Annotated in this window: 13 protein-coding genes; 2 read left to right on the forward strand and 11 right to left on the reverse strand. The window is 64.5% G+C overall.

Annotation, left to right across the window (positions count from 1 at the left end; all coding sequences use genetic code 11):
• The first annotated feature begins 98 nt into the window (after window positions 1-98).
• Entirely contained in the window at window positions 99-3,311 is a 3,213-nt protein-coding gene (locus H3U89_RS00490) for an RCC1 domain-containing protein (RefSeq protein ID WP_198179154.1), read from the forward strand.
• A 327-nt stretch (window positions 3,312-3,638) separates the two neighbouring features.
• On the forward strand, window positions 3,639-4,442 hold the full coding sequence (locus H3U89_RS00495; protein WP_198179515.1) for a Bax inhibitor-1/YccA family protein: 804 nt from the start codon (window positions 3,639-3,641) through the stop codon (window positions 4,440-4,442).
• A gap of 50 nt (window positions 4,443-4,492) precedes the next feature.
• Here the strand turns inward: H3U89_RS00495 and acnA are convergent, their stop codons facing one another.
• From acnA to H3U89_RS00550, 11 genes are all read right to left on the reverse strand, one after another.
• Window positions 4,493-7,225, reverse strand: a complete 2,733-nt coding sequence (gene acnA, locus H3U89_RS00500; protein WP_198179152.1) for an aconitate hydratase AcnA — start codon at window positions 7,223-7,225, stop codon at window positions 4,493-4,495.
• 111 nt (window positions 7,226-7,336) lie between these two features.
• The gene (locus tag H3U89_RS00505) at window positions 7,337-9,823 is read right to left on the reverse strand and encodes an HAD-IC family P-type ATPase (protein WP_198179150.1); all 2,487 of its coding nucleotides are present in this window, start codon (window positions 9,821-9,823) and stop codon (window positions 7,337-7,339) included.
• A gap of 13 nt (window positions 9,824-9,836) precedes the next feature.
• Window positions 9,837-10,451, reverse strand: coding sequence for a substrate-binding domain-containing protein (locus H3U89_RS00510; RefSeq protein ID WP_198179148.1), 615 nt, complete (start codon window positions 10,449-10,451; stop codon window positions 9,837-9,839).
• A 1-nt stretch (window position 10,452) separates the two neighbouring features.
• Window positions 10,453-11,739 carry a class I SAM-dependent RNA methyltransferase gene (locus H3U89_RS00515; RefSeq protein ID WP_198179146.1) on the reverse strand — a complete coding sequence of 429 codons (1,287 nt, stop codon included), beginning with the start codon at window positions 11,737-11,739 and terminating at the stop codon, window positions 10,453-10,455.
• The gene (locus H3U89_RS00520; RefSeq protein ID WP_198179144.1) at window positions 11,732-12,433 is read right to left on the reverse strand and encodes a DUF3159 domain-containing protein; all 702 of its coding nucleotides are present in this window, start codon (window positions 12,431-12,433) and stop codon (window positions 11,732-11,734) included. The genes H3U89_RS00515 and H3U89_RS00520 overlap by 8 nt, the downstream gene beginning before the upstream one ends.
• Before the next feature lie 4 nt (window positions 12,434-12,437).
• A complete protein-coding gene (locus tag H3U89_RS00525) occupies window positions 12,438-13,283 on the reverse strand; it encodes a DUF3710 domain-containing protein (protein WP_198179142.1) in 846 nt (281 codons plus the stop codon).
• Window positions 13,284-13,320: 37 nt separating this feature from the next.
• Window positions 13,321-15,318: a dipeptide ABC transporter ATP-binding protein gene (locus tag H3U89_RS00530; protein ID WP_198179140.1), complete on the reverse strand. Its 1,998-nt coding sequence runs from the start codon at window positions 15,316-15,318 to the stop codon at window positions 13,321-13,323.
• Between the two features lie 11 nt (window positions 15,319-15,329).
• Window positions 15,330-16,319: an ABC transporter permease gene (locus H3U89_RS00535; protein ID WP_198179513.1), complete on the reverse strand. Its 990-nt coding sequence runs from the start codon at window positions 16,317-16,319 to the stop codon at window positions 15,330-15,332.
• Window positions 16,320-16,350: 31 nt separating this feature from the next.
• Window positions 16,351-17,277 (reverse strand): ABC transporter permease, encoded by a 927-nt coding sequence (locus H3U89_RS00540; RefSeq protein WP_024627150.1) that lies wholly within the window; start codon window positions 17,275-17,277, stop codon window positions 16,351-16,353.
• 190 nt (window positions 17,278-17,467) lie between these two features.
• Complete coding sequence (locus H3U89_RS00545; protein ID WP_198179138.1) at window positions 17,468-19,129, reverse strand: peptide ABC transporter substrate-binding protein; 1,662 nt, start codon at window positions 19,127-19,129, stop codon at window positions 17,468-17,470.
• Window positions 19,130-19,258: 129 nt separating this feature from the next.
• A complete protein-coding gene (locus H3U89_RS00550; protein WP_198179136.1) occupies window positions 19,259-20,929 on the reverse strand; it encodes a peptide ABC transporter substrate-binding protein in 1,671 nt (556 codons plus the stop codon).
• Window positions 20,930-21,080: the final 151 nt, after the last annotated feature.

A 21,080-nucleotide genomic window follows, 5' to 3' on the forward strand; every position in this document is an offset into this window, starting at 1 on the left:
CAAGCCCAGTCCCGTCAACGCCGAAGGACGCCACCAACAGCACAAGCTCCTCTACAGCCAAGCCATCCGGCAAGACGGACGGTCAAGCTTCGCACACGGTGCGCTTCGACCCAGACGACGGCAACACTCCTACCCAGGCGACCGTGAAGACCGGGACGCTTGCCTCACCTCCGCAAAAGAACCCGCAACGTGAGGGTTTCCGGTTCGACGGGTGGACACGTGACGGCCAACCCTTCGATTTTCAGACCCCCATCCTGCAGGACACAACCCTGAAAGCCAAATGGAGCAAAGCCACGGACTGGACGCTGAGCCCGGACCACGGACCCGCCTCCGGCACCCGGGTGACCATCAGCCCACCCAGCCTGCAAGAGCCCTACTATGTCAGCGTCCAAGCCGCAGGGGACCAGTTTACCGGTCTGACCGGCGACGGCCGCATCTACACCTGGGCACAGGACGGCACACCCAAGCAGGTTCCCTCCCCCGCCCATGCCCCCGACGGGTTCCGCTACCAGCAGACCACAACCGGCAACCAATGGCAGGCCGCAATAGGATCCGACCAGCAGATCTACACCTGGACCAACGGACAAACAACGCCCACCATCCTCGACACCAAGCAGAACACCAGGTTCACCAGCATCAGCATGAACGACGACCGGTTGCTGGCCGTGGACCAACGGGGCCGTGTCCACATCTTCCAGGCCAGCCAGGCTGACAGCCGGAACGAAAAATTGACAGAACAAGCCACGACCGTTCTGCCCGGACAGGCCCAGGCAATACTGGCCGTCGCCTCCCCCAGCCGGACCCTCGCCCTGGACGCGGACGGGCAAGCCTGGACCTGGAACACAAGCAGGACCGCCAACGTCAAGCCCGAACGCATCAGACAAGACCAGGGCATGCGCATCACCCAAGCCCAAGCCCTCAGCCAGGGGTTCCTCCTCCTGGGCGCAAACGGGCAGGCCTGTTACCTGGCCGACGGTAAGACAAGCCTCGCAACCACCGGCCTGTCGGAAAACATGAAAGCCAGCCGGATCACCGCCAACAAGAACCAGGCCGTCATCACCGGCACGGACGGCCACATCTGGACCTGGAAGCCAGGCGAGACACCCACGCGCGCGGACAAGGGGAGCCAGCCCTACACACAGGCCACCATTACAGGCAGCAGGATCACCGCCCTAGACAGGCAGGGCAGCCTATACCAGTGGAGCATCAACACTCAGAGCCAGCCAGACAAGCCAGCAAAAGTCAACACCACCACAGCGCCCACCCTGGAATCAGCCAGCCTGGACAGCCAGTCGCTGACACTTAACAAGACCGACGGCTCCTGGCAGACGGAAATGCCAGCAAGCCAGCCCGGACCAGTCACCATCACACTGACCGGCAGGCAGGACGGCCAGCCCTTCACCCGAAGCTTCAACTACACGGTAGACCAAACGCTTCTGAAGGACATCCGACAGAGTTCCACATCCACGGTCACCTTCAAGACAGACGGAGGAAGTCCCAAACCCGGAGACCAGCAAGTTACCTATCCCTACGGGAGAGTCCAACGGCCCTCACCCGACCCAACCCGCAGCGGCTACCAGTTCGACGGATGGTTTATCAACGAAGTCGCCTACGACTTCAGCAAGCCCGTCACCGATAATCTCACCCTCACCGCCAAATGGACCAGCAAAACCCCCGACACCTCCTGGAGAATCAACCCCGACAAGGGCAGCCAGCTCGGCCACGAAACCACCACCATCACCCCGCCAGACAGCACCAGCGGCATCAGATTCAACCAGGTCGGCGGAGCAAAATACTATACCTATGTTTTTTCCTTGGCGGTGGGCAGCGACGGGAAAGCCTACGCATGGGGAGACAACACCTATGGTCAGCTCGGCGACGCAACGACTAACAGCCGGAGTACGCCGAACATAGTGAGGAAACCTGCAGGCGTGCCGACCGACTTCACCTATGTGCAGGTCAGCGCAGGAAAATGGCATTCGCTGGCCGTGGGTAGCGACGGATACGTATACGCCTGGGGCAGCAACCAGCATGGTCAGCTCGGCAACAACACCACAACGTATTCCTCTGTTCCTGTGCGCGTGCGCGACCCCGCCAGCCCCACTGACCCGAGCAAAGGACTCAAAGCCATACAGGTCAGCGCCGGAGACGAGCATTCACTGGCCTTGGACAGCGACGGATACGTCTACGCCTGGGGATGGAACGACAATGGCCGACTCGGCAACAACAGCACATCAGATTCGTCTTTCCCCGTGCGCGTGCGCGACCCCGCCAGCCCCACTGACCCGAGCAAAGGACTCAAAGCCGTACAGGTCAGCGCCGGATGGCACCATTCGCTGGCCGTGGGCAGCAACGGATACGCATACGCCTGGGGATTAAACAACTATGGCCAACTCGGCAACAGCAGCAAAAACTCTTCGTCTTTTCCTGTGCGCGTGCGAGACTTCGCCAGCCCCAACGACGCAAACAAAGGACTGAAAGCCGTACAGGTCAGCGCCGGATACTCTCATTCGCTGGCCGTGGGCAGCAACGGATACACCTACGCCTGGGGATTAAACAACTATGGCCAACTCGGCAACAGCAACACAGCAGATTCGACAGTTCCTGTGCGCGTGCGCGACCCCACCAGCCCCAAGGACGCGAGCAAAGGGCTCAAAGCCACAGCGATCAACGCTGGAGGCGAGCACTCACTAGCTGTGGGCAGCGACGGATACGCATACGCCTGGGGATGGAACCTGTATCGCCAGCTCGGCGACGGCACTACCAGCAACTCAAGTGTTCCCGTGCCAGTGCGCGACCCCACCAGTCCAGCCGACGCTAGCAAAGGGCTACAAGCCACACGGTTCAGCGTCGGAGACCATCATTCGCTGGCCGTGGGCAGCAACGGATACGCATACGCCTGGGGAGAAAACAGCTATGGCCAGCTCGGCGACGGCACTACCGACGACTCAAACGTTCCTGTGTCGGTGTTGTTCAACCTGCAGCCGGTGATCACTGCAGCCAGATTCGACACCGACCCAGGCACGAACCTGGCTCCTGTCAGCAACGGTAACAGCGTAACCGTACTCACACCCGCACACCGGCCAGGTACGGTCACAGTCAGCGTCGACTATGCGATGGGCGGCGCAGGACGCATCCTGACCGACACCTCCCTCAGATACACATACCTGCCTGCAGGCGTGCTCCCCAAGGCCGGAGGGGAGGGCATCCTGCTCGCCCTGGCCACCGGCATGACCGGCATGGGCGGGGTCCTCGCATCCCGCCGCCACCGCAGGGAACAACACCAACTGCTATACGCTTCGCACGAGTAAGAGCGGCCGGGCGGCGTATCAATCCCCCCGCCCCCGGCCCACCTAGGGGGAGCAGGGAGGAAACGTGCCAATCAAGGCTCAAACCCCAAGAGAGCCGACACTTCCCTCCCGCACCCCCACCACACTCCGCCCAGCCTGCAAAGTCTGGACGGCACATCAGGAGAGGGGGCAACCGCCACGGCGGGATGTGGGCATGCAACCACCCCACCATGGCGGCCGTCCCTGCCTGATTCCAGCCAGAGCAAACACTCTTTATACCGCCAAATCGGCCATGTAGAATTGAACAAGACGACCATCCGCCACAGGCGGGAAGACAAGGAGGAGCAGATGGCTTTCAACGGGAATCCGCGGCCGCAGGCCCCATACGGTCAGTACACACAGCAGCCGATGCCGACCATGCAGGGTGGTGAGCCCTACGGTATGGGTTCGCCCATCGACAACAACGCAGCATACAGCTTTGAAAAGGCGGAGCGGGTCTCCATGTCCCGCGCCTATGCGGAGATGGCGGTCGGCCTGCTGGTCACCGCCCTGACGGCCTACCTGACCGCCCGGACCGGACTGCTCCTGGCCTTCATGCAGGCCACGGGCGCCCTGGGTTGGATCGGCATGGCCGTGGTCCAGGTGGCCTTCGCCATGATTCTGAGCGTCCGGGTCATGCGCATGCGCACCTCCACCGCCCGGGTCATGTTCTACCTCTATGCGGCCCTGATGGGCTTCACCCTGAGCACCATCTTCATGACCTACTCACTGCCCTCCATCATGCTGACCCTGGTGATCAGCGCGGGCTTCTTCTTCGTCCTCAGCATGCTGGGGCTGACCACGCGGCGCAACATGCTGGGCATGGGGTCCATCTTCATGGCCGGCCTGCTCATGCTGATCCTGGTCCAGGTGGTCATGCTCTTCCTGGCCCCCTCCGACACGGCCCTGCGCGTGGTCTCGGCCATCGGCATCATCCTCTTCGCCGGGCTGACCATGTACGACGCCCAGCAGACCAGGGTCATCTTCACCACCTACCGCAGCCAGGGGCCGGAGGCCATCAAGCGGGTCTCCATCCTCTGCGCCCTCAACCTCTACCTGGACTTCGTCAACCTCTTCCTTTACATCCTGAACCTGGTCGGCGATCGCAACTGATAAAAGAACATCCCCGCCCCTGACCTTGTGGGCGGGGATGTTTTATATCTTCAGGCCTCCTGGTCGGCCCTGGCCAGCAACCCGCGCAACACGTACTGCAGGATGCCGCCGTTGCGGTAGTACTCAGCCTCGCCAGGGGTGTCGATGCGCACCTTGGCCGCAAACTCCACCCTGCTGCCGTCGGGCCGCTGGGCCAGCACCTGGACCTGCTCGGGCAGGGAGCTGTTGAGCTCATCAATGCCAACCAGGTCATAGGTCTCCTGGCCGTCCAGCCCCAGGCTCTGGGCCGACTGACCCGCCGGGAACTCCAGCGGCAGCACGCCCATGCCGATCAGGTTGCTGCGGTGGATGCGCTCGAAGGACCTGGCGATGACGGCCCGCACGCCCAGCATCCTTGTGCCCTTGGCCGCCCAGTCCCTGGAGGAGCCCGTGCCGTACTCGCTGCCTGCCAGCACCACCAAAGGAGTGCCCTGCCTGGCATAGTCCTGCGCCGCCTCGAAGATGGTCGTCTCCTGGCCGTTCAGGAAGTCGTAGGTGAACCCTCCCGGCCGCACGTCCAGCCCCACCGAGGCCAGCAGCTGGTTGCGCAGGCGGATGTTGCCGAAGGTGCCCCGGACCATGACCTCGTGGTTGCCGCGCCGGGAGCCGTAGGAGTTGAAGTCCCTGGGGGCTATGCCATGCTCCTGCAGGTAGCGGCCGGCCGGTGCGTCGGCCTTGATGGCCCCTGCGGGCGAGATGTGGTCGGTGGTGACCGAATCCCCAAGCAGAGCCAGCACCCGGGCCCCGTGGATGTCCTCCAGGGGGTCGGGCTGGGCCTTCATGCCATCGAAGAAGGTCTGGCGGCGGATGTAGGTGGAATCCTGATCCCAGTGGAAGAGCTCGCCCTCCGGCACCTCCAGCTTCCGCCAGCGCTCGTCCCCGCCGAAGACGTCCGCATAGTCGCGCAGGTACATGTCCCGGTCCAGGGCGGTGCCCACCACGGACTCGATGGCCTCCTGGGAGGGCCAGATGTCCGCCAGCATGACCGGCTTGCCCTGGCTGTCCTGGCCCAGGGGGTCGCGCCAGGGGTCGAAGTCCATGGTGCCGGCCAGGGCGTAGGCCACCACCAGGGGCGGCGAGGCCAGGTAGTTCATCTTCACGTCCGGGCTGATGCGGCCCTCGAAATTCCTGTTGCCCGAGAGCACGGCCGTCACCGTCAGGTCGTGGTCGGCGATGGCCTGGTGGATGGCCGGGTCCAGGGGGCCGGAGTTGCCGATGCAGGTGGTGCAGCCGTAGCCGACCAGCTCGAAGCCCAGGGCGTCCAGGTCCTTGCTCAGGCCGGTCCGGTTCAGATAGTCCGTCACCACCTGGGATCCGGGAGCCAGCGAGGTCTTGACCCAGGGCTTGGGCTTGAGGCCCCGGGCGCGCGCCTGGCGGGCCAGCAGACCGGCGGCCACCATGACCGAGGGGTTGGAGGTGTTGGTGCAGGAGGTGATGGCCGCGATGACCACATCCCCGTCCCGCAGGCTGAACTCGCTGCCGTCGGCCTTCTTGACGGGCACAGCCTCGCCGTCGCTGTCCCTGTCCTGGTCGCTGTAATCCTTCAGGTCCCGATGGAAGGTCTTCTGGGCCCGGTCCAGCAGGATGCGGTCCTGGGGCCTCCGGGGGCCGGCAATGGAGGGACGCACCGTGGACAGGTCCAGCTCCAGCACCTGGGAATACTCGGGCTCGGGGCAGTCGGCATCCTCCGGGTCCATCCACAGGCCGTTGGCCTTGGCATAGGCCTCCACCAGGCGCACATGCTCGTCGCTGCGGCCGGTCAGACGCAGGTAGTCCAGGGTGATTCGGTCGATGGGGAAGATGGCGCAGGTGGAACCGAACTCGGGGCTCATGTTGCCCAGGGTGGCCCGGTTGGCCAGGGGGACCTGGGCCAGACCCTTGCCGTGGAACTCCACAAAACGGCCCACCACGCCCACCTCGCGCAGCATCTGGGTCACGGTCAGCACCACGTCGGTGGCGCTGACCCCCTCGGGAATGGATCCGGTCAGCTTGAAGCCCAGGACCTGGGGCACCAGCATGGAGATGGGCTGGCCCAGCATGGCCGCCTCGGCCTCGATGCCGCCCACGCCCCAGCCCAGCACGCCCAGGCCGTTGACCATGGTGGTGTGCGAGTCGGTGCCCACGCAGGAGTCCGGGTAGACCAGGGCCGGTCCCTCCCCCTTGGTCCTGTCCCTGCGCATGACCACCTGGGCCAGGTACTCCAGGTTGACCTGGTGGATGATGCCGGTGCCCGGGGGCACCACGCGGAAGTTTTGGAAGGCCTGCTGGCTCCAGCGCAGGAAGCGGTAACGCTCACTGTTGCGCTGGTATTCCATGTCCATGTTGTGTTCCAGGGCGCCCGGCATGCCGGAGCTGTCCACCTGGACGGAGTGGTCGATGACCATCTGCGCGGGGATGAGCGGGTTGACCAGGGAGGGGTCGTCGCCCAGGGCCTTGACGGCATCGCGCATGGTGGCCAGGTCGACCATGCAGGGCACGCCGGTGAAGTCCTGCATGAGCACCCGGGCGGGACTGTACTGGATCTCCCTGTCGGGCTGGGCCTTGGGGTCCCAGTCCAGAAGCTGGTCCAGCTGGTCCCGGGTCACCGTGGTCCCGTTCTGGTGCCGCAGCAGATTCTCGGCCAGGATGCGCAGGCTGTATGGCAGGTGGTCGATGCCCGGCAGGTCGCTGATCCGGTAGTATTCGAACTCCTCGGAGCCCACCTTGAGCTTGGAACGACCGGCATCTTGTGCGGATTCTGACATGCACCACCCCTTCCTTGGACGCTCGGGCCCCTGCCCTAGCGCCCATGTGGACCGGCGGCGGGAGGACCCCAGGCCGTCAGTGACGCTTATCTGTGCTTGTGAGGTTCATTCTTAGCGCCTATGTGTTACCTGACGGATGTAACGTGCGCATGCCGGATAGCCCAGGACGGCCAGGACCATGAGCAGGGCACCCGCCAGGGCGAAGGCCACGGTGGCGGCCAGGGCCGGACCGGTGGGCAGGCTGATGGCGAAGAACCGCGCCACAACGGGGATCAGGGCCCCGATCACCCCGGCTGCGGCGAAGAAGAGGACCAGCAGACCCCTCCAGGAGCGCAGGGGCCGGGCCACCTGGGTCAGGACCAGCACGCCCATGCAGAAGAGGACGATGGCGCAGACCGAACGCCAGCGCCCCAGGTCGCCGGGCCGGGCCAGGTCCAGTCCCAGCAGGCCAGGCAGGCTCCAGGCCGCCGCCAGCACAATCAAAGCCGTGGCGATGCCCGAGGGCAGGGCGAAGGTGACCACACGCTTCAGGAAGCCGGGCCGGTAGCGCCTGGTGTTGGGGGCCAGGGCCAGGAAGAAGGCCGGTGTGCCGATGGTCAGGGCGCCGATGTAGGTGATGTGCCGGGGCAGGTAGGGGAAGGGGATCCCGGTCAGGACCACGCCCAGGGAGATCAGGGCCGAGTAGACGGTCTTGACCAGGAAGAGGCCGGCCACACGCTCCATGTTGGCCATGACCTGCCGGCCACGGGCCACCACGTCGGGCAGGTGGGAGAAGCGCGAATCCACCAGGACCAGCTGGGCCACGGCCTTGGTGGCGGCCGCCGCATTGCCCATGGCGATGCCCAGGTCAGCCTCTTTCAGGGCCAGGGAGTCGTTGACCCCGTCGCCGGTCATGGCCACCGTGTGGCCCTTCAGGTGCAGGGCCTGGACGATGGCCTTCTTCTGGTCGGGCAGGACCCGGCCCAGCACGTCCACATCCTCCAGGACATCGGCCAGGGCTGCCGTGTCCTCGGGCAGCTGGCGGGCATCCATGGCCTGGGGCGCCCGGTCGCCGGTCAGGCCCACCTTGTTGGCGATGGCCGCCACCGTGGCCGGGTTGTCGCCCGAGATGACCCGGCAGCGCACGCCCTGCTGGCGGAACCAGGCCAGGGTCTCGGCGGCGTCGTCGCGGATGTGCTCCGAGCAGGTGATCAGGGCCAGGGGTTTCAGGTTCCCGGGCAGGTCGGGGCTGCCGGTGAAGTAGTCAGGCTGGTCGGTGCTCGGGTACCCGTCGGGGGCGGCCAGCATCAGCACCCGGTAGCCGCGGTCGGCCAGGTCGGCCACCTGCCGGTCCACCCGGGGCCAGCTGCCCGCATGGGATGCCAGGAGCACCTCCGGGGCGCCGAAGTACCAGATTCTTCCGGACTGGTCGGCCACGGCGCTCCACTTGCGGGCCGATGAGAAGGGCAGGCGGCTGACGGCCCTGCCCGGGCGCAGGTCGTCCATCCCCTTGAGGATGGCCCGTCCGGTGGCGTTGGGGCTCTCCTCCGCACAGACGTCCACCAGGGCCTGCCGCAGCTGCTGGGCCGGCAGATCCTCGGCCAGTTGGTGCAGGTCGTCATAAACGATGCCCCCGTCGGTGATGGTGCCGGTCTTGTCCAGATTCAGGGCATCCACCCGGGCCAGGGTCTCCACGGATTCCATCTGCTGGACCAGGGTCTGGTGGCGGGCCAGGCGGATGGCGGCCAGGGCGAAGTTCAGGGAGGTCAGCAGGACCAGCCCCTCGGGGATCATGCCCACGACCCCGGCCACGGCGGACACCACGGCCTGCCGCCAGGCTCCGGTGGCCAGGGCCGTCTGGAAGCCGCCCACGGTCCGCATCTGGGTGAAGATGAGCAGCAGGCAGAGGGGAATGACCACTATGGTCATGACCTTGAGGATGGTGTTGATGCCCTCGTTCAGGTCGGAGTGGACCTTCTTGTAGACCTTGGCCTTGGCCGTCAGCGTGGCTGCGTAGGAGTCGGCGCCCACGGCGGTCACCTGGGCCAGGGCCATGCCCGAGACGGCCGTGGAGCCCGAGTAGACCTGGTCCCCTGGCTTGTGCTTGACCGTGCGCGATTCGCCGGTCAGCATGGACTCGTCCAGCTCCAGGCCGTAGGTGTCGATGATCTGCGCATCGGCGGGCACCTGGTCCCCGGAGCGGATCCAGAGCAGGTCCCCCTTGACGATGGCATCGTGGGGCACGGTCAGGTTGCGCCCTTCCCTGCGCACCGTGTAGTCGGAGGCCACCAGGATGGACAGCCCGTCCAGGGTGTGCTTGGCCTTGAGCTCGGTGGCCACGCCGATGCCGGTGTTGATGATGATGATCAGGCCGAAGACCGCATCCTTCCACTGGCCGGTCAGCAGGACCACCACCATGGCGGTCAGGATGATTCCATTGAAGAGGGTGAAGACGTTGTCGCGGACGATCTGGCCCAGACTGCGGGAGGTTTGGTCCTGGGAGACGTTGACCAGGCCCTGGGCCTTCAGCCGCTCCACCTCCTGGGAGCTCAGCCCCGGCCGGGCGGTCACCGGAAAGCCTGTGCCCGCTGTCGCCTCTTGCTCACTGCCTGTGCCCATTCTCGGCCCCCTCTCACTCAGCGCTCAGGCGCACGGCCATGATCCTGGCATGCGGTCCGTCGTCCACAATGGTCTGCAGGGCGTCGGCCAGCAGGGGCGCGCGTGGATGCCCGGCAGGATCCACCGGGTGGACCGTAGCCGCATAATAGAGCCTACCTGGGTCAGGGGTCCAAGCCTTGGCGCTTTGAGCGAACTCTACCACAGGAATGCCCGCCTTCCGGGCTGCCTTCAGGGCGGGGGTCCAGTCGCCGGCGCCGGGCCGACGGATCAGAATCAGGCTGACACCCCGGTTGATGGCATCCTGCACCCCATCCTGCTGATCGCTGGTGGACTGCGCTGAGGAGAAATAGCCCTTCATGCGCTCGGCCTTCAAGGATGCCAGGATGCGGCTGTCCAGACCGGCATCCGGGTCTTTCTCGCCCTTCTGCGGGCAGCCAATCAAAGCCACGAGTGTGTCGGAGCGATCCACGCCGTCGTGGGGCACGGTGCCCTCGTGCCAGGAGTCGCCCACAGCCCTGTCCTTGGGGGCGCAGCCGGTCAGCGTGGGCAGGCCTGCCAGCAGGGCGACCGCCAGCAACAGACCCGCCAGCCGCCTGACCACTGCCAAGACCCGCCCGGCGCGGCTCATGTCAGCGCTGCCTTCCCGCCGTGCGGGTGAAGACCGCCACGGTCTCCACGTGGTGGGTCATCGGGTAGATGTCAAAGGCCTCAAGGTGCTTGGGGCTGTAGCCCAGGGAGATCAGGGTGGCTGTATCCCTGGCCAGGCTGGTCGGATCGCAGGCCACATAGATGATGGTCCCCGCCTCGCTGGCGGCCAGCAGTCGGCAGACCCGAGCCTTGGCGCCGGCCCTGGGTGGATCCAGCAGGATCAGGTTGGGATGGCCCAGCCCCTTGGGAGCACCGCCAGCCAGGACCTTGGCCACGTCCCCCCGACGCAGGGCCACCCGGTCCAGTCCGGCCTGCTTCACGTTGTGTTTCGCGCTGGCAATGGCTTCAGCGGACCCCTCCACGGCAAGAAGCCGGGCACGTCCGTCAGCCAGAGCAGCCAGGGGCAGGGTGAAGAGCCCCGATCCGCAGTAGAGGTCCCAGATGACCGGTTGAGTTAACCCATCCAGAGCCTGCCTGGCCTGGTCCAGGACCGCCTTGGTCAGCACGACCGGTGCCTGACGGTGGACCTGCCAGAATCCGTCGGCCCGGACCTGGTACACAGGTCCTGCCCCGGCCCCCAGCCGCTCTGTCAGCAGGCGGCTCCCCTTGCTCAGGCGACCGTCCACCAGCAGGGCGTAGTTGTCACCGACCGGTCCCCCGTCGCGCGGCTGGGGCACGGCCAGGCGTATGCGGGCACCGGCGGGCAGGCCGCCCTCCCAGATGCCCAGTTCGTCGGCCTGATCCAGCAGCTCCTGGGTGGCCAGGGGCATGGTCTGAATCGGCAGGCGGTCATGCGATCCCCGCCGACGCATGGAGGGACGGCCCTGATCGTCGGCCACCAGCTCGATTCGGGTCCTCCAGTGCAGGCCGCCCAGCTCCTCATCGCCCGGTACCCGGGCCACCGGCACCTGGACATCCACCCCGCCCAGACGGGCCATCTGCTGACCGATCAGATCGGCCTTCCAAGCTAGCTGACCGGGCAGGCTGACGTGAATCAGATCGGCCCCACCCAGGCCACCACCCCAGGCCAAGGGTCCAGCCAGCGGCCAGACGGGTTCACGACGGTCAGGGCTGGCCTCCAGCACCTTGGTCACCTCGCCCGTGGCGAATCTGCCGACCCGGCCGTGAGGCTCATCCAGGAGGACCTCCACCAGCTCCCCGGGCAGGGCGAAGCGAACGAAGACCACCCGGCCGTCCTCCAGGTGGCTTACGCAACGGCCCTGGTCGGCATAGCGTTCGATGCGCAGACGAACCCTGGTCTCAGTCATGATCGGTATGAACCTCCTGGTCAGCCTGAACCTGGTCAGCCTGGCGACGATGGTAGGGCCCGCCGATCAGCAGCCAGCTGATCCAGATGCCCAGGGCAAACAGGGGCAGGCCCAGTATCAGGCGTGCAGCGCCCAGAAACCCTACGGAACCGGCCAGGTAGAGCGGTACCTGGACCAGCAGTCGCAGCGCGAAGATGGCAATCCAGACCAGGGTGGCCTGGGTATAGGCCCGGACCAGGTCCGGTTCACTGCGCCAGGAGTCCAGCCACTGTCTCCACCCTGAGACCACAGGCCGGCGCAGGTACTCCACCAGCAGGCCGATGCCGGGCATCCGTGCCAGCAGCGATGCCCCTAGAACGATGATCCAGAATCCGTTGGTCAGGAATCCTGGCAGATAATAGTTGCGGGCATCCCGGGTCAGCCATGCGGCCACCAGGCAGATGCCCACCGAAAGCAGACCGGTCAGCGCACCCAGAAAGGACTGCCGCTGGACCAGACGAACCATCAGCTGCACCAGGGCCAGGGCCGCCGAAACCGCCACGGTCAGCCCCAGACGGCCGGTGGCCAGGAAGAAAACCAGAAATACCAGCCCCGGCAGCAGGGACTCGACGATCCCCCGCCATCCGCCGATGGCCTCCATGACGGAGAAATCGTCGTCGGCCAGCGCCGCCAGCCCGGAATGCTTCTGCTTCACAGCCTTAGCGGACCTCCGAGAACATGGGTCCGCGCGACAGGGTGGTCTTCACCTCGGTCTGCTGGTCCGAGTCGAAGGGGCCCTCCGGCTTGCCGGGGATCTGCGCGCTCTGGTCGTCCTTGGACTCCGCGTCTTCGGCTTCTCCCCGGCGCTGATTGGGGGTGACGGGCGCATGCATGGGAACCAGGTCACGAGGGGCCAGGGGCTCATCGCCACGGACAACCACCAGGTCGGCCAGATAGCCGTCAAGCACATCCTTCTCCTTGCCGCCCTTGGCTGCCGGGCCGGAGAAGATGCCTCGCAGCATCCACCTGGGTCCGTCGATGCCCACCACCCGGGTCAGCAGGTTCTTGCCCTTGACCTTGACGGGCAGGGTCAGTTCCTTGCCGAAGACGCCGTCCACCTCCTTGCAGGAGGGGTTGGCCTTGAGCAGATCGGCCCGGACCTCGTCCCACAGGCCCAGGGACTTGGGGGCCGCGAAGGGCTCCAGCTCCAGACTGGAGGACTTGTAGGTGATGGTGGCTCCCAGCACGTCGCCGGTCTGCGAATTGGCCTTGAGCCTCAGCTCGCTGCCCTCAAGGAAGGGCAGCATCAGGGCGCCGATGTCCAGGTACTCATCGGTGTCGGGGGCCTCGGGATCCGTGCTGTCCCAGGGGCCCTTCCCGCTCTGCTCGGCCTCATCCTGCTCCGCAGCCGTCTCATCGCGGTCCTCCTGAGAGGTCTGCGAAGTCTGGTCGGATTTCTCAGCGCCCTCGGACTCGTCGAGCTTCTTGGACTGGTCCTTCTGATCCTCGAGGTCCTCCTCGGCCCGCTGCTTGGCGCGTTTCCTGCCGAAACCGAACAATCCCATGATGCCTCATTTCCTTGTGAGTCTGTGCAAAGGATGACTAGTCAAGACCCAGGCGCAGCTTACCGCCGGGAATGGCGTCCAGCAGATCCTTGGTGTACTGGCGCTGGGGGTGGTCGAAGACCTCGTCGGTGGTGGCATGCTCCACCAGCCGGCCGTGCTGCATGACCACCACCTCGTCGGCGATCTGCCTGACCACGGCCAGATCGTGGGTGATGAACAGGTAGCTGAGCCCTTGCTCGGCCTGCAGGTCGTTGAGCAGCCGCAGCACCTGGTCCTGGACCAGCACGTCCAGGGCGGAGACGGCCTCGTCGCAGATGATCACATCCGGATTCAGGGCCATGGCCCGCGCGATGGCGATGCGCTGACGCTGTCCGCCGGAGAGCTCGTTGGGGTAGCGCCCCATGACCGACTCGGGCATCTCCACCATGTCCAGCAGCTCCTTGACCCGCTTCTGCCGGGACTTGGCGTTGCCGATCTTGTGGATGCGCAGGGGCTCCTCAATGGAACGGTAGATGGAGTACATGGGGTCCAGGGAGCCGTAGGGGTTCTGGAAGACCGGCTGCACGTGCCGGCGGAACTCCATGAGCTGACGGCTGCCGAAACCGGCGATGTCCTGGCCCTCGTAGGTCACCCGACCCGAGGTGGGCTTGAGCAGGTGCAGGACCATGTTGGCCACGGTGGACTTGCCCGAGCCGGACTCCCCCACGATGGCCAGGGTGGTCCCCCGCTTGACCGAGAAGGAGACGTCGTCCACGGCCTTGAACATCTCCTTGCGACGGGGCAGCCTGAACTCACGGGTCAGGTGCTCCACGGTGATGACATGCTCGCTGCGCTCCAGGGTGCCCTCGCCCTTGACATGGTGCTCCAGCAGGCCCTCGGCATCCTGACCTCGCTGCTTGGCGGAGATGATGCGCTGGGAGGCCAGCGAGGGCGCGGCCTGGACCAGCCGCTTGGTGTAGGGGTGCTGGGGGTGCTGCAGGACCTCCAAGCTGGGCCCGGACTCCACCACCTGGCCCCGGTACATGACCACGATGTGCTGGGCGCGCTCGGCCGCCAGACCCAGGTCGTGGGTGATGAAGAGCACGGCGGTACCCAGTGATTCGGTCAGGCTGCGCAGGTGGTCCAGAATCCGCTTCTGGACGGTCACATCCAGGGCGCTGGTGGGCTCGTCCGCAATCAGCAGGTCGGGCCGGGAGGCCAGGCCGATGGCGATCAGGGCGCGCTGGCGCATGCCGCCGGAGAACTCATGCGGATACTGCCGGGCCCTGGTGGCGGCCTCGGGCAGCCCGGCCTCCGACAGCAGGCCGGCGATGCGGTCGTCCATATCCGAGCCGGTCACATGCTCCTTGACCAGCGCCCAGGCCGCGTCGTCATCCACACCGGCGTCGATCAGGGACTTGGCCACGCCCCAGCGGGTCTCGGAGCCCACATCCCACTCGGCCTTCATGGCCTCCATGGTCTTGTCCACGTCGGCGACCCCGGCATCGCTCAGGGCCTGACGGGCGGCCTCGAGCAGACCGGGCAGGTCCTTTGAGGAGATGAAGAGCTCGTCGTCGGACTTCTTTACCTTCACCTCTTCGTCGCCGGCCAGGGCCTTGGCCAGCCGGGAGCGCTTCTCCCGGGAGACGTCCATGTGGTTGGCGGTCAGCGCCTCCTTGACCTGGGAGCCGATGCGCCAGACCGGGTTCAGATTGCTCATGGGGTCCTGCGGGACCAGGCCCACCTGGGAGCCTCGCAGCGCCTCGTAGTCCTTGCGGTCCAGGCCCACCAGCTCGCGGCCCTTGAGCCGGATGCTGCCACCGGTCACCTTGCCGGTACCGGGCAGAAGACCCAGCACAGCCATGGCCGAGGTGGACTTGCCCGAGCCGGACTCCCCCACGATGGCCACCCACTGGCCGGGGTAGACGTTGAAGGAGGCGTCGCGAACCGCGTGGACGGTGCGCCCATCGGCGGTGAAATCCACCTGCAGGTCCCGCACGTCGAGCAGGGGTTGATTCTCCTGATTGGTGGTCATGTTCTTGTCTGCTTCAGTCATGCTTCCTCCACTCAGGCCGTTCTGCTCTTGGGATCCAATGCATCCTTGACCGCGTCGCCCATCATGATGAAGGCCAGCACGGTGATGGCCAGGGCTGCGGAGGGATAGAAGAGGACCGAGGGGTTGGTGGTCAGGAGATTCTGGGCCGTCGAGATGTCCCCGCCCCAGGAGACCACGGTGGAGGGCAGTCCGATGCCCAGGAAGCTCAGCGTGGCCTCAGAGACGATGTAGGTGCCCAGCGACATGGTGGCCATGACGATGACCGGGGCCAGGGAGTTGGGGATGATGTGCCGGAAGAGGTTGCGCAGGGGCGTGGAGCCCAGGGCCGTGGATGCGGTGTTGAACTCCAGGTTCTTGGCCTCCAGGACGGCGCTTCGGGTGATACGTGCCATGTTGACCCAGCCGAAGAGGGTCAGGGTCAGGATGATCTTCCACAGTGAGGTGGAGGTACGGAACATCTGCAGGAGCACGATCGCGCCCAGGATCATGGGGATGGCGAAGAAGATGTCGGTGATGCGGCTGAGCACTGCGTCGACCCAGCCCCCGAAGAATCCGGCGATTGCACCGACGAGGCCGCCCAAGACGGTGACCAGGATGGTGGTCATGATGCCGATGGCCACCGAGGTCCGGGCCCCGTGGATGACTCGGCTGTAGACATCACAGCCCTGCAGGTCGAAGCCGAAGGGGTGGCCGGCCCTGCCCGGTTCCAGGGAGTTGGACAGGCTGCAGGCCATGGGGTCCTGCTTGGCGAAGAAGTTGGGGAAGAGGGCCACCAGGATGACCACAATCGCCAGGATTGCGGAGATGATGAAGAGCGGGTTGCGCCTCAGGGTCTTCCAGGCATCGGCCCACATGCTGGTGGGCGGCACGTCCTCATCCACCGAGTCCACCTCGCGCAGGGGCGTCTCGTCGATGGGGGCCACGAACCGCTCCTGCCCCGGCAAGGGGTCGGGGAAGTAGACGCGGGCCTGGCTTTTGTTCTGTTCGCTTGACTCGTTCATTGCCGTTTCACTCATAGTCGGTCCCTCTTCCTCACGCATACCGGATCCGCGGATCGAGCACTGCGTAGAGCAGGTCGACCAGGAGGCTGGTGATGACGAAGATCAGGACCAGAATGGTCACGATGGAGACCACCAGGGTGCCTTCGCCCCTGAGGATGGCCTGGTAGAGGGTGTTGCCCACACCCTGGATGTTGAAGATGCGCTCGGTGATCATGGCTCCGCCCATCAGTCCGCCGATGTCGGCGCCCAGGTAGGTGACCACGGGGATCAGGGAGTTGCGCAGCACATGCCGTACGATGACGGACCGGTTGCTCATGCCCTTGGCCCGGGCCGTGCGCACATAGTCCTCGGAAATGTTGGAGGTGATCTCCGTCCTGGTCAGACGGATGATGGAGGCCATGGATACCGACCCCAGCACGATGGCCGGCATGAGCAGGTCAATGAAGCCCGGATTGGCCCCGGCCGTGGCTGGCAACAGATGCCATTTGACGCCGAACAGGTACTGCAGGATGAAGCCGGTGACGAAGGTGGGCACCGAAATCAGCAGCAGGGAGAGGACCAGGATGATGTTGTCCGACCACTTGCCCTTGGTCAGGCCGCCGATGATGCCGAAGATCACACCGAAGACGCCCTCGAAGACGAAGGCCATAAGGGCCAGCTTGATGGTCACCGGGAAGGCCCTGCCGATCACGCTGATGACGGGCTGGCCGGCGAAGGTGTTACCGAAGTTCAGGGTCAGCGCGTTCTTCAGGAAGAGCACGTACTGCACGATGAAGGGCTTGTCGAGATTGTATTCCGAGCGTATCTGTGCGGCAACGGCCTGGTTGACCGGCTTGTCCCCGAACATGGCGGCCACAGGGTCGCCAGGAAGCGCGAAGACCAGCGCGTATATCAGCAGTGTCGTACCGAGAACGACGGGGATCATCTGCAGAATACGTCGCAGAAGATATTTTCCCATCGGCTATTCTCCTTTGTCATCCGCGACCGGGATCGGCATGGGGATCGGGGCCGCCGCAAAAATTCTTGTTTGAGTCTACCAGCACACCTCAACAGGGGTGCAGGAACACCAAGGCCGGCGCGGAGTGAATCCTTCCGCGCCGGCCCGGGCGGTGTCAGTTTCAAGGTGCGGGATTCAGACTCCCGTCACCTCACTTGCTGAGGTTGTAGTAGGCGGGGGTTCCCTTCCAAGTGAAGGAGAATCCCTTGATGTTCTTGGCTGCCACGCCGTTGGAGTTCTGATAGTAGAGCGGGACTGCGGGCAGATCGCGGAAGAGCAGCTCCTCGGACTGCTGGTAGATCTTGTTGGCCTCGTCGATGTTCTTGGCGGAGGCCGCCTTGTCCATCAGCTCATCGAATTCGGGGTTCTTATAGTCACCGTCGTTGGACCCGTTGCCGTTGGCTGCCGAGCTGGCGAAATTGCTGGACAGGTAGCTCTCGGGCGAGGGGTAGTCAGGCTGCCAACCGGAGCGGAAGGCCGAGTCGGTGAACTTGCGGTTCTGCACGTTGGAGCGGAACTCGCTGAAGGTGGGCAGAGGGTTGCCCGCAGCCTGGATGCCCAGGGCGTTCTTGATGGAGTTGGTGACCGCGTCGTAGATCTCCTTGTGGGCGCCATCGGCGTTGAAGGCGATCTTGAAGGTGTCGCCCTCGCCCCAGGGGGAGATCTTGTTGGCCTCGGCCCAGAGCTCCTTGGCCTTGGACGGGTCATACTTGAGCACGTCGGATCCCTTGATGCTGGCTGAATAGCCGGGGATGACGGGGGCCGTGAAGTCGTGGACCTCCTTGGCGGTTCCGGACAGCACCTTCTTGATGATGGTTGGCCGGTCGATGGCCATGGAGATGGCCTGGCGACGGAGCTTGCCCTCCTGATCCTGGCCGAAGTGCTTCATGTAGGTGGGGATGGTGAACATCTGGATGACCGAGCCCGGGTCGTTGATGGCCTGGACCGTGTTGTCGGTCTGGAAGGTCTTGCGAGCCGAGGCAGGCAGGGTGTCCAGCACATCCAGGTTGCCGGCCTGCACATCACGGTAGGCTGCGGTGGCATCGGTGTAGGCGCGGAACTCAATGCCGCCGTTCTTGACCTTGATGCCGCCCTTGTAAGAAGGATCCTTGACCAGCTTGATGGCCTTGTTGTGCTCCCAGGACTGGAACTTGTAGGGTCCCACGGTCACCGGCTTCTCGCCGAAGGCCTTGGTGTCCTTGTAGAAGGATTCGGGCAGCGGGGCAAAGGCGGTATAGCCGACCTGGATGGGGAAGGTGGAGGATGGCGAGGTCAGATCCACGGTGAAGGTCTTGTCATCGATGACCTTCAGGCCGGACAGCTGCGCATCGCCAGGGGTGCCTTCCTTCTGCAGGTCGTCATAGCCCTTGATGTTGGCGAAGAAGCTGGAACCCAGCTGCTTGTTGGCGATGTTGGCCGCCCAGGACCAGGCCTTGGTGAAGGACTGTGCGGTGACCGGGGTGCCATCCGAGAACTTCCAGCCGTCGTTGATGGTCACGGTGTACTGGGTGTTGTCCTCGTTGGCCTTGATCTGTTTGGCGATCTCGTTGGCCGGCTTGCCCTTGTCGTCGAAGCGGACCAGCTTGGAGAACATGATGTCGATGGGGTTGCCGCCGCCCACCTCGTTGGTCATGCTGGGGATGAGCGGATTGGCCGGCTCAGGGTTGAAGACCGAGATGACGGCATCCGAGCTGCCGCCGTTGGTCCCCTTGGCAGAGGAGTCGGATCCGCCGGATCCCCCGCAGGCGCCCAGCGTGAGCGCCATGACGCACAGTCCGGCGCCAGCAATGGTCAGGGCCGATTGCTTCTTCATATATACTGCTCTTTCCTTTGGTTGGTTTCCCGAATCCGCCGCCAGTGCATAAGACCCGGGCGCGGATCCGCTTTGGTGCGGATCCGGCCGGGTCAGCGACGACGGATTATGCCGTTCCCGGCACGATCATCACTGCTTCTTGGACAACTCCGCAAAGTTCGGGTAGCTGTTCCAGCGCAGAGTCAATCCCTGCACATTCTTGGCTGACGCACCCTTGTTGTTGGCGTAGTAGAGCGGCACAGCCGGCATGTCCTGCAGGAGGATCTCCTCGGCCTGCTGGAAAAGCTTGTTGGCTTCGTCGGTGTTCTTGGCCTTGGCAGCCTGCTTCAGCAGATCGTCGAACTTCGGGTTCTTGTAATCGCCGTCGTTGGACCCGTTGCCGTCGGCCGCCGAGCTGGCGAAGTTACTCAGCAGGTAGCTCTCAGGAGAGGGGTAGTCGGGCGACCAGGCCGACCGGAAGGCCGCATCCTTATAGGCACGCTTGTTGACGTTGCCACGGAACTCGCTGAAGGTGGGCACAGGGGTGGCCACGGCCTTGATCCCCAGTGTGTTCTTGATGGAGTTGGCCATGCCGTCATAGAAGTCCTTGGCACCACCATCGGCGTTGTAGACCATTTGGAAGCTCTTGTCGGCAGGCCACTTGCTGATGGCATCGGCCTTGGCCCAAGCATCCTTGGCCTTCTTGGCATCGTACTTCAGGTTATCGGACCCCTTGAGATTCTTGGAGTAGCCAGGGATGGTCGGCGCGGTGAAGTCGGTGGGCTGCACGCCCAGACCGCCCAGAACCTTGTCGATCAGCATCTTGCGATCCAGAGCCATGGAGATGGCCTGACGGCGCAGGTGGCCCTCCTCATCCTGGCCGAAGTGCTCCATGGTGGTGGGAATGGTGAACATCTGCAGGACGGAGCCGGGCTCGTTGTAGCCCTTGACCAGATTGTCTTTCATGAAGGTCTTCTGGGCCGAGGTGGGGACGGTATCGATTGCATCCAGATTGCCTGCCTGCACATCGGCGTAGGCCGAGGCGACATCCGTGTAGACCTTATAGTCGATGCCGCCGTTCTGAATCTTGACATCACCCTTGTAGGTGGTGTTCTTGCGAAGCTTGATCATGGTGTTGTGCTGCCAGGAATCGAACTTGTAGGGACCCGAGCTGACCGGGTTCTCCCCGAAGGCCTTGGTGTCCTTGTAGAAGGACTCGGGCAGCGGCGCAAAGGAGGTGTAGCCCACCTGGATGGGGAAGGTGGACGAGGGCGAGCTCAGATCCACGGTGAAGGTCTTGTCATCGATGACCTTCAGGCCGGACAGCTGCGCATCCGCAGGCACGCCCTGCTTCTGCAGATCGTCATAACCCTTGATGTTGGCGAAGAAGCTGGATCCCAGCTGGCCATTGTTCACATTGGCCGCCCAGGACCAGGCCTTGGTGAAGGACTTGGCCGTGATGGGGGTGCCGTCCGAGAACTTGCGCCCATCGACCAGGGTGACCTTGTACTGATCCATGTCGTCGTTGCCCTTGATCTCCGAAGCCAGATCATTGTGGGCCTTGCCATGGTTGTCGAAGCGGACCAGCTTCGAGTTGATGGCATCCACCACCTGCCCGCCACAGCTCTCGACTGTGTTGCTGGGGATGAGCGGCTTGGCCGGCTCACACCCATGGGCCGAAACGACGGTATTGTTGCTGGACTGGGTGCTGGACGACTGCTGTGCGCCCTTGGTGTCTGAACCACCGCCGCAGCCGCTGGCCAAAAGCGCCAAGGCGCAGATGGTCGCGGATACAAGCGTAAGCTGTGAACCCTTCTTCATTGCTGCTGCTCCTATGTTTATATATTTACTGAGTGTCAACGTCACGTCTGCAACCAAGGACACCGGGATGACCGAACCTCAAGGATCCCTGACCGACGTGTAAGCCACAATACGCCATATTCTGGTACGAAGATGTTTCGTAAAGCAAGTC

This window comes from Bifidobacterium sp. W8104, from assembly GCF_016100735.1.
In the GTDB taxonomy this organism is placed as follows: domain Bacteria; phylum Actinomycetota; class Actinomycetes; order Actinomycetales; family Bifidobacteriaceae; genus Bombiscardovia; species Bombiscardovia choladohabitans.

What these genes read in the sequence shown, in the direction of transcription:
- H3U89_RS00495 (WP_198179515.1), top strand. Translation starts at nt 3,639, where the DNA reads ATGGCTTTCAACGGGAATCCGCGGCCGCAGGCCCCATACGGTCAGTAC.
- acnA (WP_198179152.1), bottom strand. Translation starts at nt 7,225, where the DNA reads ATGTCAGAATCCGCACAAGATGCCGGTCGTTCCAAGCTCAAGGTGGGC.
- H3U89_RS00505 (WP_198179150.1), bottom strand. Translation starts at nt 9,823, where the DNA reads ATGGGCACAGGCAGTGAGCAAGAGGCGACAGCGGGCACAGGCTTTCCG.
- H3U89_RS00510 (WP_198179148.1), bottom strand. Translation starts at nt 10,451, where the DNA reads ATGAGCCGCGCCGGGCGGGTCTTGGCAGTGGTCAGGCGGCTGGCGGGT.
- H3U89_RS00515 (WP_198179146.1), bottom strand. Translation starts at nt 11,739, where the DNA reads ATGACTGAGACCAGGGTTCGTCTGCGCATCGAACGCTATGCCGACCAG.
- H3U89_RS00525 (WP_198179142.1), bottom strand. Translation starts at nt 13,283, where the DNA reads ATGGGATTGTTCGGTTTCGGCAGGAAACGCGCCAAGCAGCGGGCCGAG.
- H3U89_RS00530 (WP_198179140.1), bottom strand. Translation starts at nt 15,318, where the DNA reads ATGACTGAAGCAGACAAGAACATGACCACCAATCAGGAGAATCAACCC.
- H3U89_RS00535 (WP_198179513.1), bottom strand. Translation starts at nt 16,319, where the DNA reads ATGAACGAGTCAAGCGAACAGAACAAAAGCCAGGCCCGCGTCTACTTC.
- H3U89_RS00540 (WP_024627150.1), bottom strand. Translation starts at nt 17,277, where the DNA reads ATGGGAAAATATCTTCTGCGACGTATTCTGCAGATGATCCCCGTCGTT.
- H3U89_RS00545 (WP_198179138.1), bottom strand. Translation starts at nt 19,129, where the DNA reads ATGAAGAAGCAATCGGCCCTGACCATTGCTGGCGCCGGACTGTGCGTC.
- H3U89_RS00550 (WP_198179136.1), bottom strand. Translation starts at nt 20,929, where the DNA reads ATGAAGAAGGGTTCACAGCTTACGCTTGTATCCGCGACCATCTGCGCC.